This window comes from Pseudomonas sp. PB101 (genome assembly GCF_009764265.1).
In the GTDB taxonomy this organism is placed as follows: Bacteria; Pseudomonadota; Gammaproteobacteria; order Pseudomonadales; family Pseudomonadaceae; genus Aquipseudomonas.
Map to the genome: position 1 here is coordinate 152,969 of NZ_RWIR01000018.1, position 17,035 is coordinate 170,003.

At 63.4% G+C, this 17,035-nt stretch carries 13 protein-coding genes and 2 pseudogenes; 14 read left to right on the top strand and 1 reads right to left on the bottom strand.

The annotated features are described in order from the left end of the window. Nucleotides 1-41 precede the first annotated feature (41 nt). Entirely contained in the window at nt 42-1,589 is a 1,548-nt protein-coding gene (locus EI969_RS05645) for an amino acid ABC transporter permease/ATP-binding protein (protein WP_160386363.1), read from the top strand. Between the two features lie 46 nt (nt 1,590-1,635). Then, on the top strand, nt 1,636-2,424 hold the full coding sequence (locus tag EI969_RS05650; protein WP_160386366.1) for an SDR family oxidoreductase: 789 nt from the start codon (nt 1,636-1,638) through the stop codon (nt 2,422-2,424). 30 nt (nt 2,425-2,454) lie between these two features. On the opposite strand, the gene EI969_RS05655 is transcribed toward EI969_RS05650, so the two are convergent. Continuing rightward, nucleotides 2,455-3,432, bottom strand: a complete 978-nt coding sequence (locus tag EI969_RS05655) for a LysR family transcriptional regulator (protein WP_160386368.1) — start codon at nt 3,430-3,432, stop codon at nt 2,455-2,457. A gap of 395 nt (nt 3,433-3,827) precedes the next feature. Here EI969_RS05655 and EI969_RS05660 point away from each other — a divergent pair, with 395 nt between their 5' ends. From EI969_RS05660 to EI969_RS05710, 12 genes and pseudogenes are all read left to right on the top strand, one after another. Beyond that, nucleotides 3,828-4,157: a DUF485 domain-containing protein gene (locus tag EI969_RS05660; protein WP_160386370.1), complete on the top strand. Its 330-nt coding sequence runs from the start codon at nt 3,828-3,830 to the stop codon at nt 4,155-4,157. Beyond that, nucleotides 4,154-5,803: a cation acetate symporter gene (locus tag EI969_RS05665; RefSeq protein WP_160386372.1), complete on the top strand. Its 1,650-nt coding sequence runs from the start codon at nt 4,154-4,156 to the stop codon at nt 5,801-5,803. The genes EI969_RS05660 and EI969_RS05665 overlap by 4 nt, the downstream gene beginning before the upstream one ends. 173 nt (nt 5,804-5,976) lie before the next feature. Beyond that, the gene (locus EI969_RS05670; protein ID WP_160386374.1) at nt 5,977-7,227 is read left to right on the top strand and encodes an OprD family porin; all 1,251 of its coding nucleotides are present in this window, start codon (nt 5,977-5,979) and stop codon (nt 7,225-7,227) included. Between the two features lie 287 nt (nt 7,228-7,514). Next, nucleotides 7,515-9,218: an AMP-binding protein gene (locus EI969_RS05675; protein WP_160386376.1), complete on the top strand. Its 1,704-nt coding sequence runs from the start codon at nt 7,515-7,517 to the stop codon at nt 9,216-9,218. A 104-nt stretch (nt 9,219-9,322) separates the two neighbouring features. Next, nucleotides 9,323-10,831, top strand: coding sequence for a CoA-acylating methylmalonate-semialdehyde dehydrogenase (locus EI969_RS05680; protein WP_160386378.1), 1,509 nt, complete (start codon nt 9,323-9,325; stop codon nt 10,829-10,831). A gap of 88 nt (nt 10,832-10,919) precedes the next feature. Then, nucleotides 10,920-11,810: a 3-hydroxyisobutyrate dehydrogenase gene (gene mmsB, locus EI969_RS05685; RefSeq protein WP_160386381.1), complete on the top strand. Its 891-nt coding sequence runs from the start codon at nt 10,920-10,922 to the stop codon at nt 11,808-11,810. A gap of 2 nt (nt 11,811-11,812) precedes the next feature. Beyond that, on the top strand, nt 11,813-12,901 hold the full coding sequence (locus EI969_RS05690; protein ID WP_160386382.1) for an enoyl-CoA hydratase/isomerase family protein: 1,089 nt from the start codon (nt 11,813-11,815) through the stop codon (nt 12,899-12,901). A gap of 18 nt (nt 12,902-12,919) precedes the next feature. Next, entirely contained in the window at nt 12,920-14,071 is a 1,152-nt protein-coding gene (locus tag EI969_RS05695; protein ID WP_160386384.1) for an acyl-CoA dehydrogenase family protein, read from the top strand. 156 nt (nt 14,072-14,227) lie between these two features. After that, nucleotides 14,228-14,908 (top strand): annotated as a pseudogene (locus EI969_RS30915) (cache domain-containing protein); the annotation flags it as partial. Nucleotides 14,909-15,031: 123 nt separating this feature from the next. After that, on the top strand, nt 15,032-15,766 hold the full coding sequence (locus EI969_RS30920; RefSeq protein ID WP_371925864.1) for a methyl-accepting chemotaxis protein: 735 nt from the start codon (nt 15,032-15,034) through the stop codon (nt 15,764-15,766). Continuing rightward, complete coding sequence (locus EI969_RS05705; protein WP_160386388.1) at nt 15,763-16,440, top strand: TetR/AcrR family transcriptional regulator; 678 nt, start codon at nt 15,763-15,765, stop codon at nt 16,438-16,440. The genes EI969_RS30920 and EI969_RS05705 overlap by 4 nt, the downstream gene beginning before the upstream one ends. 103 nt (nt 16,441-16,543) lie before the next feature. After that, a pseudogene (locus EI969_RS05710) lies at nt 16,544-16,810 on the top strand (MurR/RpiR family transcriptional regulator); the annotation flags it as partial. Nucleotides 16,811-17,035: the final 225 nt, after the last annotated feature.

Genomic DNA, 17,035 nt, shown 5'->3' on the forward strand with positions numbered 1-17,035 from the left:
ATCTGCCGCCCCTGCACGGGGGCGGCAGATCGAGGTGTCCCATGCAATTCGATTGGTCGTATTTCTTCTCGCTGTTCTCCCTGCCGGACTTCTGGAATGCCTGTGTCACGGTGGTCCAGCTCAGCGCCCTGGCCTGGTTCATCGGCATGCTGCTGGGTTTTGTCCTGGCCTCGGCCAAGCTGTCCCAGTCGCCCTTGCTGCGCATTCCCGCAGCGGTCTACATCTGGTTTTTCCGCAGCATCCCGTTGCTGGTGCTGGTGGTGTTCGTCTACAACCTGCCGCAGCTGTTTCCCGGCAGCGGACCGATTCTGTCCAACCCTTTCTACTCAGGCCTGCTGGCCCTGGTGGTCACTGAAGCGGCGTACATGGCGGAGATCCATCGTGGCGGCCTGATCTCCGTGGCCAAGGGCCAAAAGGAAGCCGGACGCGCGCTGGGTGTCGGCCTGTTCGGCATGCAGCGCCTGATCGTGATTCCCCAGGCTTTCCGCATTTCGCTGCCCACGCTGATCAATGAATACATCACCGTGGTCAAGCTGACCTCGCTGGTCTCGGTCATCTCCCTGACCGAGATCCTCACGGTCGGCCAACGCCTCTACGCCACCAACTTCCTGGTCATGGAAACCCTGGCGGCGGTTGGCGTCTACTACGTGCTGATCGTCACCGTATTCGGCTATTTCCTGCAGCGCCTGGAGCGCTACCTGGACCTGAACTTCCGCAAGCCGCACACCCTCGACGACGCCACCATCGCCAGGTTCAAGGCCAGCGCCGAAGCCTTGCCCGACATTGCGCGCAAAGCCACAGGCAACAACACGACGCCGATCCTGCAACTGAACAACATCCAGAAGAGCTATGGCACGCACAAGGTGCTGCTGGGCATCGACCTGAAGGTCGATTACGGCCAGGTGGTCTCGATCATCGGGCCATCCGGCTCCGGCAAGACTTCGCTGATCCGCACGGTCAACGGCCTGGAAAGCATCGATACCGGCGACATCCAGCTGTTCGGCGAAACGTTCATCGAAGCCGCGGACAAACCCAACAGCGCGCGCCTGCGCAAAGGCGTGCGGCAAATCGGCATGGTGTTCCAGAACTTCAACCTGTTCCCGCACCGCACCATTCTCGACAACATCACCCTGGCACCGCGTTACCACGGCCAGCCGGGCGAGCTCAGCGAGCATCGCGCCTATGCGCTGCTGGACAAGGTCGGCCTGCTGGCCCATGCCCACAAGTACCCGCACCAGCTCTCCGGCGGCCAGCAACAGCGCGTGGCAATCGCCCGGGCCCTGGCGATGGAACCGCAGATCATGCTGTTCGACGAACCGACCTCGGCCCTCGATCCGGAACTGGTCAACGACGTGCTCAACGTGATCCGCGACCTGGCGAAGGAAGGCATGACCATGCTGATCGTGACCCACGAAATGGACTTTGCCATGTCGATCTCCGATCGGGTGATTTTCATGGAGAACGGCAATATTCAACTCGATGCCGCCCCTGAAACCATTCGCTGCGAGGCTGAAGGTGAGCGGGTACGGCGCTTCATGGGCATCGGTGCGCGATCGCCAAACCTGTCCGTAGCGGTGGATCACGCATGAACAGGCCAGCGTTTCATTTGAGCTTCTTTCAGTCAGGGACACACGCATGAATCTTGGAATTGCAGGACGCTGGGCGCTGGTGTGCGCCGCCAGCAAAGGCCTGGGCAAAGCCTGCGCACAGGCACTCGTCAGCGAAGGCGTGAACGTGGTGATCACCTCACGGGGCGAGGACACGTTGAATGAAACGGCCCGTCAGCTCAGGGCGATAAACCCTGAAGTGACGGTCATCGCCGTGGCCGGGGACATTTCCACGCCCGAAGGTCGGGCGGCAGCGCTCAAGGCCCATGAGCATTTCGATATCCTGATCAACAACGCCGGCGGCCCTCCTCCCGGGGACTTCCGCGAATGGAACCGTGACGCCTGGCTCAAGGCGCTGGATGCCAACATGCTGACCCCCATCGAGCTGATCAAGGCCACCGTGGACGGCATGGCGGCACGCGGTTTTGGCCGGATCATCAACATCACCTCGAGCGCCGTGAAGTCCCCGATCGAAAGCCTGGGCCTGTCCAACGGCGCACGCAGTGGCCTCACGGGGTTCATCGCAGGGCTTGCCCGGCAAGACAACATTGCCAGTCGCAACGTGACGATCAACAACCTGCAACCGGGCTCGTTCGACACCGATCGACTGCGCGGCAACCTGATCGCCACCGCACAGGAAACGGGGCAAGACAGCGAGGCATTCCTTGACGAATGCCGCAGCGAAATTCCGGCCAGACGCTTCGGTTCACCCGAGGAATTCGGCGCGCTTTGCGCCTTCGTCTGCAGTAGCCATGCCGGCTACCTGACCGGGCAGAACCTGTTGATCGACGGCGGGGCCATTCGCTCCAGCCAGTAATCACGGGAGGCACGATTGCAGGGGGTGTTCTCACGGCGACGGCAAGTAGAGCATCGCATGGGACTCCCCCATCAATAACGGACGATTCAGTTCCGCACAGGCGCGCAGATAATCGGCTACCAGAGTGACCCGCTTCAGCTTGCGCAGATCCTCGCTGTAGTACATCCAGAACTGTCGCGTGATCTCCACTTCACCCGACAGCACTTCACACAGGCGGGGATCCGGGCCGGCGAGGAAGCAGGGCAGGATCGCCAGCGCCCGCCCTTCCAGGGCTGCATGATAATGGGCTACCACGCTGGTGCTGCGCAGGCGGCTGTTGGCGCCAGGCATCAGGTCGTTCAGGTAGAGCAACTTGAAGCTGAAGGCCAGGTCTTCGACGTAGGTCACGAACGAGTGACCGGACAGGTCCTCGCTACAGCCGATCGGCGGATGATTGGCCAGGTACTCCGGTGTCGCATACAGGCGCAGGCGGTAGTCGCACAATCGCGAGCACACGTACGGACCGCGCTCGGGCCGTTCCAGGGTGATGGCGATGTCCGCCTCGCGCCGTGACAGGTTGATGAAGTGCGGGACCGGCAAAATGTCCGCCGAGATATTCGGGTAATGCTCGAGGAAGTGGCTCATCTGCGCAGTGATGAAACAGGTTCCGAACGCTTCGGTACAGCCGATGCGCAGGTGCCCGGAGAGCCCCCCGGTGGTGCCGAAAACCTGCTCGCAAGCCACCAGCAGCGTACTTTCCAGGCTTTCGGCGTGGCCGACCAGACGCTGCCCCTCCACGGTCAGGACGAATCCCGAGGTTCGCGATTTCTCGAACAGCAAGGCGCCCAGGCACTGCTCCAGGGCGCGGATGCGCCGCGAAACAGTGGTGTAGTCCACCCCCAGGCGACGGGCCGCACCGCTGGCGGTGCGAGCACGGGCAACTTCGAGGAAGAAACGCAAGTCGTCCCAGTTGAGTGGGGGCTGCGTTGTGCGTTTTTGCATATCCATCGAGCTTTTCTGCCAATACATATGGGAAATATGCCCTTATATACTCGCATCTCACCCAACTTGGCCAGCAGCGTTTTCGGGCCAGGAAAGTCCCCTCCCCAATAATAAATAACGAGGGCTGACAGCATGAGCGCATGGATAAAAACCGGCCTCCACGGCGGACACAAACAGCTGCGCAACAACGCAATCGCGGTCACGCTTCTCGTGCGCCGTTGGCCCGAGCCGCTGCTCGCAACGCAGACTCACCACGCCGACTTCCACCACTGCGCCCTCGCCACCGAAAGGTCGTCCGGGCGGCAATAACTCCAGCACATCAGCATTCAGGTGGCGTCCCGCATCGGGTCGCCGCCCGGGTACCCGTACGCCCCTCAAAAGGCCGAACACAAAAAAAACAACTAGAAATGCGGAGCCTCACCATGACGACCGACCATCCGAACAACGCCCAGACCTGCGCCCGGGTCAGGGCCAACCCCAAGTTCCAGCGCCTTGCGCGCCAGCGTGCACTGCTGGCCTGGACACTGAGCGCCGTGGTCCTGGCGATCTATTACAGCTTCATCATGGTGGTGGCTTTCGCCCCTGCCTGGCTGCACATGCCGATGTACGACGGCAGCCACCTCAGCCTCGGCATGCCGATCGGCGTGACGATCATCCTGTTGTCCTGGCTACTCACCGCCTGGTACGTGCACAGCGCCAACACCCGCTTCGACGTGCTCAGCTCGCAGATCCTGCAGGAGTCCCGCGCATGAAACGCCTGTCCGCCCTGCTCGCCCTCAGCCCTGTGCTGGCCCATGCCGAGCCCATCATTGCGCAGAAGCAACCGCTCAACCTGCACGCCATCGGCATGTTTTTCGTCTTCGTCCTCGCCACCCTGCTGATCACCTGGTGGGCAGCTCGACGCACCCGCTCAGCCGCCGATTTCTATAGTGCAGGCGGCGGTATCACGGGGTTTCAGAACGGCCTGGCAATCGCCGGGGACTATATGTCGGCGGCAACGCTGCTGGGCCTGTCGAGCCTGGTCTTCGCCAAGGGCTACGACGGCTTCATCTACATCATCGGCTTCTTCGTCGGCTGGCCAATCGTCACCTTCCTGATGGCCGAGCGCTTGCGCAACCTGGGCCGCTACACGTTCGCCGACATTGTCTCCTACCGCCTCGATCAAACCCGCGTGCGCAGTTTCGCCGCCCTCGGATCGCTGACCGTGGTGTGCTGCTACCTGGTGGTGCAGATGGTCGGTGCCGGTCAACTGATCAAACTGTTGTTCGGTCTCGACTACCGCACGGCGGTGGTGGTAGTCGGACTGCTGATGCTGGTCTATGTGATCTTCGGCGGCATGCTCGCCACCACATGGGTACAGATCACCAAGGCGGTCCTGCTCCTGGCGGGCGGCACCACCCTGGTGGTGATGGCCCTGAGTCGCTTCGACTTCAGCTTCGAGACGCTGGCCGCCCAGGCGGTGGCCGTGCATGCGAGCGGCGTGCAGATCATGGGCCCGGGCACCTTGCTGGCCGACCCGATCAACGCGGTGTCGCTATCCCTTGGACTGGTCTTCGGCATCGCCGGCCTGCCGCACATCCTGATGCGTTTCTTCACGGTGCCCAATGCCAAAGAGGCGCGTAAATCCGTATTGTTCGCCACGGTGTTCATCGGTTTCTTCTTCCTGGTGGTCTGCGTCCTGGGCTATACCGCCATCGTCATTGTCGGCACGGATCCGCAGTTCTACGTCGATGGCAAGCTCGGCGGCGCCATGATCGGCGGCGGCAACATGGTGGCCATGCACCTGGCCAAGGCGGTGGGCGGCAACCTGTTTCTCGGTTTCCTCTCTGCCGTGGCATTCGCCACCATTCTCGCGGTGGTCGCCGGCCTGGCCCTGGCCGGTGCCTCGGCCATTTCCCATGACCTTTACGCTTCGGTATTGAAGAAGGGTTGCGCCGACGAGAAACAGGAAATGCGCGTGTCGCGCATCGCCACCGTCTGCCTGGGCATCGTGGCGATTTCCCTCGGCATTCTGTTCGAAGGCCAGAACATCGCCTTCCTGGTCGGCCTGACGTTCGGCATCGCCGCCTCGGCGAATTTCCCGGTGCTGATCATGGCCATGTACTGGGGTGGCCTGACCACCCGCGGCGCCCTCTATGGCGGCCTGACCGGCCTGGTCAGCGCCCTGGCCCTGGTGATCGGCTCGCCGTCGGTGTGGGTCGGTGTCCTGGGGCATGCCCAGGCGCTCTTCCCTTACGACCAGCCGGCGCTGTTCTCCATGCCGCTGGCCTTCGTGGTCATCGTTGTGGCGTCCAGGCTTGACCGCAGCGAGCGCGCCAATCGCGAACGCGCCGCCTATGCCGACCAGTTCGTCCGTGCCCAGACCGGCCTTGGAGCGGCCATGGCCAGCAGTCACTGACGCTGATTTTCCGGGGCTGACACCCCGAGCGCGAGTCCGCTCCTTTGCTTCGCGCTTTTTTACCCACGACCTGCGCCGCTCGGCGCAGGACACCCCCAAAAGCGCCCTTCCTTCGCCAACACCAAACGGTGCGGGAGCGGCGCGTCGACAACAAAAACAACAAAAGGCATCCAATGAAATCCAGCACCCTCACCCTGTTTCTGGCCGGCAGCGGCCTCGCTGCACAGGCTCACGCCGACTTCCTGGCAGACAGCACGGCCAGACTGGAAACGCGCAACTTCTATTTCAACCGCGACTACCGCCAGGCAAATGCCCCCCAGTCCAAGCAGGAAGAATGGGCCCAGGGCTTCCTGCTGCGCTACGAATCCGGTTATACCGACGGCATGATCGGCGTCGGTATCGATGCCCTCGGCCAGCTTGGCATCAAGCTCGACTCCAGCCCCGATCGCGCCGGCTCCGGCCTGCTCAAGCGCGATAACGAACCGCCCAAACGCGCCAAGGACGAGTATGGCGAACTGGGCCTGACGGCCAAGTTCAAAGCGTCCAACAGCGTGCTCAAGCTGGGTACCCTGACCCCGAAATTGCCGGTGCTGCTGGCCAATGACTCGCGCCTGTTGCCGCAAACATTCCGCGGTGGCCAGTTGAACGTTCAGGAGTTCAAGGGCCTGAGTTTCGATGCCGGGCGGGTGGATCGGGTCAACCAGCGCGATTCCTCGGACTACGAGAAAATGGCGATCACCACCACCGGCGCCAAGGGCATTGTCGGTGGCCAGGCCCGCAGCAACGCGTTCAATTTCGCCGGCCTGGCCTACCAGTGGAACGAGCGGTTGAATACGGGCTACAACTACGGCGGCCTGGACGACTTCTACCACCAGCACCAGTTCAGTCTGGTCCACGTGCTGCCGCTGGGCACCGGTCAGTCGCTCAAGAGCGACCTGCGCTACGCCCGCTCCACCGACGATGGCAACAGCAACATCGACAACAATGCCTTCGGCGCCCTGTTCACCTATGCCCTCGGCGGCCATGCCTTCGGCCTCGGTTACCAACGCATGAGCGGCGATACCGGCTTCGCCTACGTCAATGGCAGCGACGCCTTCCTGGTCAACTTCGTGCAGATCAACGACTTCGCCAACAAAGAGGAGCGTTCCTGGCAGGCGCGCTACGACTACAACTTCGCGGCGCTGGGCATTCCCGGCCTGACGTTCATGACCCGCTACCTGTCCGGCGACAGCATTGATCTGGGCGTCGGCAAGCCCGACGGCCACGAATGGGAGCGCGACACCGACATCGGCTACGTGGTGCAGAGCGGCCCGCTGAAAAACATTGGTCTGAAGTGGCGTAACGCTACGGTGCGCACCGCCCATTTCGGCAGCGATCTCAACGAGAACCGCCTGATCCTCAGCTATACCCTGGCGCTCTGGTAAGTCCCCGCACAAGGCGGGCGCTGCTTGCATCGCTTGACGGTGCAGGCAACGCCCGCCTTGTGCATTTGGTCGATCCGACGATGCCGCAGGCCTATGCTTTTTTGCACAACATACGGGATTTTTTGAGCATTCTTATTTGATTTATGCCTGCCTATACTCGATCCAACCGCCAGGCCGTGAGCCAGGTCAGTCCCAATAAAAACAAACAGGGCACCCACTGTGAAGCCATCATTGCTTGCCGTCGTCTCCCCACTTCCAGCTACCCGCGCGCGTCTCGGGAGCCTCCAATGAACAGCAACTGCCAACCCTTCCTGGCCGCTCGTGACTTCCTGCTGACCCACCGTACGGACTACGCCACCGCCGTGCGTGATTTCCGCTGGCCGCAACTGAGCGAATTCAACTGGGCGCTGGATTACTTTGACGCCATGGCCGAAGGCAACCAGGCCAATGCCCTGTGGATCGTCGAAGAGGACGGCAGCGAACAACGCTACAGCTTCCAGCAACTGGCCGCGCGCTCCAACCAGGTGGCCAATCACCTGCGTGCCCTGGGCGTGCGCCGCGGCGAACGCATCCTGCTGATGCTCGGTAACGACGTCGCCCTGTGGGAAACCATGCTGGCCGCCTTCAAACTCGGCGCCGTGGTCATTCCCGCCACCGCCCTGCTGACCCCCGAGGACCTGCGCGACCGCATCGAGCGTGGCCATGTTTCCCACCTGGTGGTCGGTAGCGCCCATGTCGACAAGTTCGTCGGGCTGGGTGAAGGCTGCAGCCGCCTCTGCGTTGGTCCGTCCCCCGCCGGCTGGATCCCGCACAGCGCCGCCAGCGAACATAGCGAGCAGTTCGAAGCCGAGGGCCGCACGCTGGCCACCGACCCGATGCTGCTGTACTTCACCTCCGGCACCACCTCCAAGCCGAAGATGGTGCTGCACAGTCACCAGAGCTACCCGGTCGGGCACCTCTCGACCATGTACTGGATCGGCCTGCAGCCGGGCGACCTGCACCTGAACATTTCGTCCCCGGGCTGGGCCAAGCACGCCTGGAGTTGCCTCTTCGCACCCTGGAACGCCGGTGCCTGCATCTTCATCCACAACACCGCACGCTTCAGCGCGCCAGCCCTGCTCGGCGTGCTGGAACGCTACGGCGTCACCAGCCTGTGCGCGCCGCCTACCGTGTGGCGCATGCTGATCCAGGAAGACCTGGCCAGCTACAAGACACGTCTGCGCCTGCGCGAACTGGTGGGCGCCGGTGAACCGCTCAACCCGGAGATCATCGAGCAGATCCTGCATGCCTGGGGCCTGTTGCTGCGCGACGGCTTCGGCCAGTCGGAAACCACCGCGCTGGTCGGCAACACGCCTGGCCAGCGGCTCAAGCCGGGCTCCATGGGCCGTCCGCTGCCAGGTTACCGGGTAACCATGCTCGACCCAGATGGCGTGCCGGGTACCGAAGGCGAAGTGGCCCTGCCGCTGGACGTGCGTCCCCTCGGCCTGATGCTGTGCTACGAGGACAGCCCGGAAAAAACCGCCGAAGTGATGCGCGACGGCTACTACCGCACCGGCGACACCGCACAGATCGATGAAGAGGGCTACATCACCTTCGTCGGTCGGGCCGATGACGTGTTCAAGGCCTCCGACTACCGCATCAGCCCCTTCGAGCTGGAAAGCGCGCTGATCGAGCACCCGGCGGTGATGGAGGTGGCCGTGGTGCCAAGCCCCGACCCGGTGCGCCTGGCAGTGCCCAAGGCCTATCTGATCCTCGCCCATGACGCACAGGGCAGCCACGAACTGGCCGGCAGCATCCTCGCGTTCGCCCGCGAGCACCTGGCGCCGTACAAGCGAGTACGGCGCATCGAATTTGTCAGCGAGCTGCCCAAGACCATCTCCGGGAAGATCCGCCGGGTGGAACTGCGGCAAATGGAAGTGCAGCGCCGCCAGGGCGACGCTCGTGGCCCGCAGGAATACTTCGAAGAAGACTTCCCGCACCTCAAGGGCTGAACCCCGGGCCGGCACGCCGGCCCTCCCCCAATCCAAACCCGACCGCTCGGCCAACCACGCCGAGGGGCCTCATTCGACCTGAAAAAAGCAGGCAGGACCCGCAGATGACCTCTTCCATCATTCCCAGCGTCAAGCTTCTCATCAACGGCGAATTCGTCGAATCGCGCAGCACCCAGTGGCGCGACGTGGTCAACCCGGCCACCCAGGAAGTCCTGGCCCGCGTGCCCTTCGCCACCGCCGAGGAAATGAACGCTGCCGTTGCCAGCGCCAAACAAGCCTTCAAGACCTGGCGCAAGACCCCGATCGGTGCCCGCGCCCGTGTCTTCCTCAAGTACCAGCAACTGATCCGCGAGAACATCAAGGAGCTCGCCGCCCTGCTGACCGCCGAGCAAGGCAAGACCCTGCCGGATGCCGAAGGTGACGTGTTCCGCGGCCTGGAAGTGGTCGAGCACGCCGCCAGCATCGGCAACCTGCAGATGGGCGAGTTGGCCAACAACGTGGCCAACGGCGTCGACACCTACACCCTGCTGCAGCCGATCGGCGTGTGCGCCGGCATCACCCCGTTCAACTTCCCGGCGATGATCCCGCTGTGGATGTTCCCGATGGCCATCGCCACCGGCAACACCTTTGTCCTCAAGCCGTCCGAGCAGGACCCGCTGGTGACCATGCGCCTGGTGGAATTGGCGCTGGAGGCCGGTGTGCCCAAGGGCGTGCTCAACGTCATCCACGGCGGGGTCGACGCAGTGAACCTGATCTGCGATCACCCGGACATCAAGGCCGTGTCCTTCGTCGGCTCCACCAAGGTCGGTACCCACGTCTACAACCGCGCCACCCAGAACGGCAAGCGTGCGCAGTGCATGATGGGCGCGAAGAACCATGCCATCGTCCTGCCCGATGCCAACCGGCAGCAGACCCTGAACAACCTGTTGGGCGCCTCCTTCGGCGCCGCCGGCCAGCGCTGCATGGCCCTGCCAGTGGTGATCCTCGTCGGTGAGGCACAAACCTGGCTGCCAGACCTGATCGAGCGGACCAAGACCCTGAAGATCAATGGCGGCACCGAGCCGGGCACCGACATCGGCCCGGTGATTTCCTGCGCTGCCCTGGAGCGCGTCAACGGTCTGATCGCCAGCGGCATCGAAGAAGGCGCCAAGCTCGAACTGGACGGACGCCACCCGAACGTGCCGGGCTACCAGGACGGCAATTTCGTCGGCCCGACCATTTTCTCCGGCGTCACCGCGCAAATGTCTGTGTACCGCGAAGAAATCTTCGGGCCGGTGCTGTGCGTGATGAACGCCGCCAACCTGGACGAGGCGATCGAGATCATCAACGCCAACCCGAACGGCAACGGTACCGCCCTGTTCACTCGCTCCGGTGCTGCCGCGCGTCACTTCCAGGAAGAGATCGACGTCGGCCAGGTGGGCATCAACGTGCCGATCCCGGTACCGGTCCCGCTGTTCTCCTTCTCCGGTTCGCGCGCCTCCAAGCTGGGCGACCTGGGTCCCTACGGCAAGCAAGTGGTGACCTTCTACACCCAGACCAAGACGATCACCCAGCGCTGGTTCGACGAAGACGACACCGGCGGCGCGGTGAACACCACCATCACCCTGAAATGACCTTGGCCGGCCGGCGCCCGGCGTCGGCCGACGACAAGCGCGCGCAGGACCTCCTGCGCCACTGCCCCCTATCGTAAAGGTAGCCAACATGCATATCGGATTTCTCGGCCTCGGCAACATGGGCGGCCCAATGGCCCGTAACCTGCTCAAGGCCGGCCACAGCCTGACCGTCTTCGATCCTTTCCCCCAGGCCGTCGCCGCCCTGGTGGAAGCCGGCGCCAGCGCCGCCGACTCGCCCGCCGCCGTGGCCAAGGCCAGGGTCGAGGTGATCGTCACCATGCTGCCGACCGCCGACCACGTGAAACAGGTCTATCGCGGCAAGGACGGCCTGCTGGCCAATATCGGTCCAGGCGTGCTGTTGATCGACAGTTCGACCATCGACCCGTTGAGCACCCGCGAAGTGGCCAAATACGCCCTTGCCCAAGGCAACCCGATGCTCGACGCGCCGGTATCCGGCGGCACCGGCGGCGCGACTGCAGGCACCCTGACCTTCATGGTCGGCGGCCCGGACAGCGTGTTCGACCAGGCCCTGCCGATCCTCTCGGCCATGGGCAAGAACATCGTGCACTGCGGCGCGGCAGGCAACGGCCAGGTGGCCAAGATCGCCAACAACATGCTGCTCGGCATCTCCATGGTCGGCGTTGCCGAAGCCATGGCCCTGGGTGTCGCACTGGGCATGGACGCCAAGGTGCTGGCCGGGATCATCAATACCTCCAGCGGCCGTTGCTGGAGCTCGGAGGTCAACAACCCGTTTCCGGGCGTACTGGCAAACGCGCCGGCCTCGCGCGGCTACAGCGGCGGTTTTGGCAGCGACCTGATGCTCAAGGACCTGGGCCTGGCCACTGAAGCGGCCAGGCATGCGCGTCAACCGGTCGCGCTCGGTGCCATGGCCCAGCAGCTGTACCAGACCTTCAGCCTGCACGGTAACGGCGGCCTGGACTTCTCCGCCATCATCAACCTGTTCCGCGGGGAAGCCTGAGCATGAGCGAGCAGCAAGCCCCGGTGCTGGCCAGCGTACGTAACCGTGTCGGCCACCTGACACTGAATCGGCCAAGCGCGTTGAACACCCTGGACCTGCCCATGGTGCGCCTGCTCTGCCGGCACCTGTGGGCGTGGGAGCAGGACCCGGAGATCGTCGCCGTGACCCTTCGCGGCGCCGGTGAAAAGGCCTTCTGCGCCGGTGGCGACATTCGCATGCTGTACGACAGCTACAAGGCGGGCGACAACCAGCACGAATTGTTCCTCGAGGAAGAGTATGCCCTCGACGAATACCTGCATGGCTACACCAAACCCGTGCTGGCACTGCTCGATGGTTTCGTCCTCGGTGGCGGCATGGGCCTGGCCCAGGCCGCGTCGCTGCGAGTGATCACCGAGCGCACGCGGATGGGCATGCCGGAAGTCGGCATCGGCTTTTTTCCCGATGTCGGTGGCAGTTATTTCCTGCCGCGCCTGCCAGGCGAACTGGGCACCTATCTGGGGATCACCGGCTGCCAGGTGCGTGCCGCCGATGCCCTCTATGCGAACCTTGCCGACTACTGCCTGCCCAGCGAACGACTGGCCGAGCTGGATGCCTGTCTCGACTACCTGAACTGGACCTCAGCGCCGGCCGAAGACTTGCAGGACCTGCTCGCCGACATGGCCACCGAGCGCCTGGCAGGATCCGAGCTCAAGGCCTGCCGCCAGGCGATCGACGAATATTTCGCCCTGGCCGATGTCCCGGCCATTCGTGCCGCGCTGCAGCACGAACAACGCCCCGAGCTGCAAGACTGGGCCGAGCAGACGGTGAAGCTGCTCGACAGCCGATCGCCACTGGCGATGGCCACGACGCTTGAGTTGTTGCGCCGTGGTCGCGACCTGAGCCTGGCCGAGTGCTTCGCCCTTGAGTTGCACCTGGACTACCAGTGGTTCGACAAGGGCGACCTGATGGAGGGTGTGCGCGCCCTGATCATCGACAAGGACAAGTGCCCACGCTGGAACCCGCCGACCCTGGCAGAGCTGCTACCTGAGCGGGTGCAAGACTTCTTCAACGACTTTGAACGCGCCTCCGGCAAGCCCGTACGCACCGCCTGATCGGCAGGAGACTTTGCAATGCACGATATCGAATTGACCGAAGAACAACGCATGATCCGCGACATGGCGCGCGACTTCGCCCGCAGCGAAGTCGCGCCGCATGCCCAGGCCTGGGAAAAGGCCGGCTGGATCGATGACGCCGTGGTCGCGCAGATGGGCGAGCTGGGACTGCTGGGCATGGTCGTGCCGGACACCTGGGGCGGCAGCTACACCGACTATGTGGCCTACGCCCTGGCCGTCGAAGAAATCTCCGCCGGCGACGGCGCCCTCGGTGCGCTGATGAGCATTCACAACTCGGTGGGCTGCGGCCCCCTGCTGAAATACGGCACTCCCACACAACAGGACAGCTGGCTGCCGCTGCTGTCCAGCGGGCAAGCGATCGGCTGCTTTTGCCTGACCGAGCCACAGGCCGGCTCCGAAGCGCACAACCTGCGTACCCGTGCCGAATTGCGCGACGGCCAATGGGTACTCAATGGTGCCAAGCAGTTCGTCAGCAACGGCAAGCGCGCCAGCCTGGCCATCGTCTTCGCCGTCACCGATGCGGAACTGGGCAAGAAGGGGCTCTCAGCCTTTCTGGTACCGACCGACAATCCCGGCTTCGTGGTCGACCGCAGTGAACACAAGATGGGCATCAAGGCTTCCGATACCTGCGCGGTGACCCTGAACAACTGCATCATTCCCGAGGCCAACCTGCTCGGTGAACGCGGCAAGGGCCTGGCCATTGCCCTGTCCAACCTGGAAGGCGGCCGCATCGGCATCGCCGCCCAGGCACTGGGCATCGCCCGCGCCGCCTTCGAGGCCGCCCTGGGTTATGCCCGCGAACGCATCCAGTTCGGCAAGCCGATCATCGAACACCAGAGCGTGTCCAACCTGCTCGCCGACATGCACACCCGGCTCAACGCCAGCCGCCTGCTGGTCCTGCATGCGGCGCGCCTGAAAAGCGCCGGGCAACCGTGCCTGTCCGAAGCCTCCCAGGCCAAGCTGTTCGCCTCGGAGATGGCCGAGCGCGTGTGCTCCAGCGCCATGCAGATCCATGGCGGCTATGGCTACCTTGAGGACTACCCGGTGGAGCGTTACTACCGCGACGCGCGCATCACCCAAATCTACGAAGGCTCCAGCGAGGTCCAGCGCCTGCTGATCGCCCGCGAACTGAGCCACTACCCGCTCTGACCGCCTCCAGCCGGACGCGACCGCCGCGTCCGGCGTTCCCCTGTCTTGCCCCTTGTGGAGCTGCCCATGCCCGGCTTGCGCAATATTTCCATCAGCAGCCGTCTGTGGCTGATCCTGCTGACCTCCATCCTGATGCTGCTGATTCTCGCCGGCCTGATGCTCAAGCAGAGCCATGACGACCTTTATTCGGCCAAGGCCCTGAAAACCCGCCACGTGGTCGAGGCCGCCAGCAGTATCCTGCGCCACTTCCAAAGCCTGGAAAGCCAGGGCCTCAGCCGTGATCTGGCGCAGCAGCAGGCCATCGCGGTCATGCGCGATCTACGCTACGACCGCGAGGATTATTTCTGGCTCGAAGACCTCGACACACGCTTGGTCATGCACCCCAATGCCAAGCTCGAGGGCAAGCGCATGGCCGGTACACTCGATCCGGACGGCAAGGCACTGTTCGACGAAATGGTCGCCACGGCCAAACGCGATGGCGCTGGCCTGGTGCACTACCGCTGGCCCAAGCCGGGTTCTGACGCGCCGGTGGAAAAGGTTTCCTACGTCGAATTGTTCAAGCCCTGGGGCTGGATTGTCGGCTCGGGCATCTACATCGACGACGTGCAAGTCGAGTTCCGCCGCCAGCTGATTCAAGCCTTCGTCATCGTGGTGACGATCACCCTTGTGCTCAGTGCGCTGATCCTGCTGATTGCCCGCAGCATCGCCTCGCCACTGGCGCGGGTGGTCGATGCGATGGAGAACATCGCCAGCGGCGAAGCCGACTTGACGCGCAATCTGGATAACCGCTGGCGCGATGAACTGACAGACCTGAGCGGGCATTTCAACGTTTTCACCAACAAGCTGCGTGGCGTGATCGGCCAGTCCATTCAATCCGCCGACAGCCTGGACCAGGCTTCGAAGTCGCTCGGCGAAATCGCCGCCGCTAGCCACAACCACAGCCAGCAACAATCGCAGCAGATGGAACTGGTGGCCGCCGCGATCCACGAGGTTTCCTACGCCGTGCAGGAAGTGGCGAAAAACGCCGAGCACGCGGCCAACGAAGTTCGCCAGGCCGAAGAACAGGCACGTCGGGGCCAGCACAACATCGACAGCAGCCTGCTGCAGATCGACCAGTTGTCCGAGACCATCGGTCAGGCCGTCGAGGTGATCCAGAGCCTGGCCAGGGAAAGCATTCAGATCGGCAGCGTGCTGGAAGTAATCCGCGCCATCGCCGAGCAGACCAACCTGCTGGCGCTGAACGCCGCCATCGAGGCGGCACGCGCCGGCGAACAGGGCCGCGGCTTCGCGGTGGTAGCAGACGAAGTGCGCCTGCTGGCCCAGCGCACCCAGCAGTCCACCGCACAAATCCAGGACATGATCGAGCGCCTGCACGGCAACTCGGAAGCCGCGGTGAATGTCATCAACGCCAGCAGCCAGGCCGCCCGGCAAACAGTGGAACAGGCCCACCAAACGGCTGAAAGCCTGCACCAGGTACTCGGTGCACTGCGCAATGTCACTGAACTCAACGCCTCGATCGCCAGCGCCACCCTGGAGCAGTCACACGTGGTCGAAGACATCAACCAGAACGTGACCCGCGCCGCCTCCCTGGCCAACGAAAGTGCCCAGGCCGCGGACCTTTCCAACGCGGCGAGCCAAGAGCTGGGCCAACTGGCCGGTCAGCTCAATCGGCTGTTGGGGCAGTTTCGCGTATGAGGGAGATGAACAGCATGCAAGCCTCCAAATCCCTTTTTGCGCTGCCTGTCGACGAAGCGCGCAACACGCGTTACCTGGCAACGCGGCACAAGGCGGTCGAGCTGTTCGCCAGGCATGGTTTCAGCCGGGTCAGCATGCGCGACCTGGCCACCTGCCTGGGGATCACGGCCGGCTCTATCTACAACCACATCGATAGCAAAGAGGCACTGCTGTTTGAACTGATCGAGGAGCTCTACGAAGCGTTGCTTGACGGCGCCAGCCTGGTGACCCGGCGCAAATCCGCCCCCGTTGTTCGACTGCACGGCCTGCTTGAGGCGCACCTGCGGCTCCACGAACGCATGGCCGCGCATTTCCGCCTGGCGGAGTACGACCTCCATTGTTTGAGCGGCGAACAGCAAGCCTCGATCCTGATCCTGCGCCGACGCTACGAGGAGCATCTGGTGCAGACCATAGAGCAACTCACCGGCAAGCCGGCCAGCGCCACCCGGCGCGCAACCATGAGCGGCATCGTATCCCTGCTCAATCAACTACCGGCCTGGGTCGGGGAGCCCCTGGCCGGCAAGGGAGCACGCCGCAAGCTACTGCAAGAGATGGTGATGAGTACGCTGCAGGGTGCCTTGCGGGCCACTCAAGCCGCAAGACCATTCTCGGCTATCTCGCCGAACAAGGTCTGATCAGCGGTGACTGGCCAGCGGCACCGCCGAGCCATTGCCAGGCCGTGCCGTTCGCCGGCGCACATGTCCGGTGGCGACGCGCACTGGCGATGGAACCGCAAGTGAAGCCTTCGTCACTCGCCTGACCAAAGCGCGCAAAATCTACATCCTGGGCTTCGGCAACAGCGGCATTGCCGAACACACACTGTTCGCCCCTTGCGACCACCCGGTGCTGACCAGCTCCAACATCGCCGTGCTCGCCCTGATCGAAGGCCTGGTCGCCGGCGTGATGGCGCGCAACAAGGAAGCGATCAAACTGGCAACCAAACTGACTGAAAGCGTGATGTCGTATCTGCATATTCCTGCCAGTGGTAAAGCGGGGAAGAAGTGATTGCGTTGTGGATTTGCCTGGCAGAGCTGTGCCGTCACTGACTGGTATGGGTTGAATCCACAGTCGTTTTCTGCCTCTTGCGATGGGCAGAAAACGGCCCAGGCTGTGTGAAAACACATGCACCGTTTTGAAGTCCGCGTTTCTACGTAAAATCTGCCAGCGTTTGGTTGTCCAGCCGCTCTGAAATTTGCATAGGATCGCGTTTTTCGTTGCGATCCTGACGGT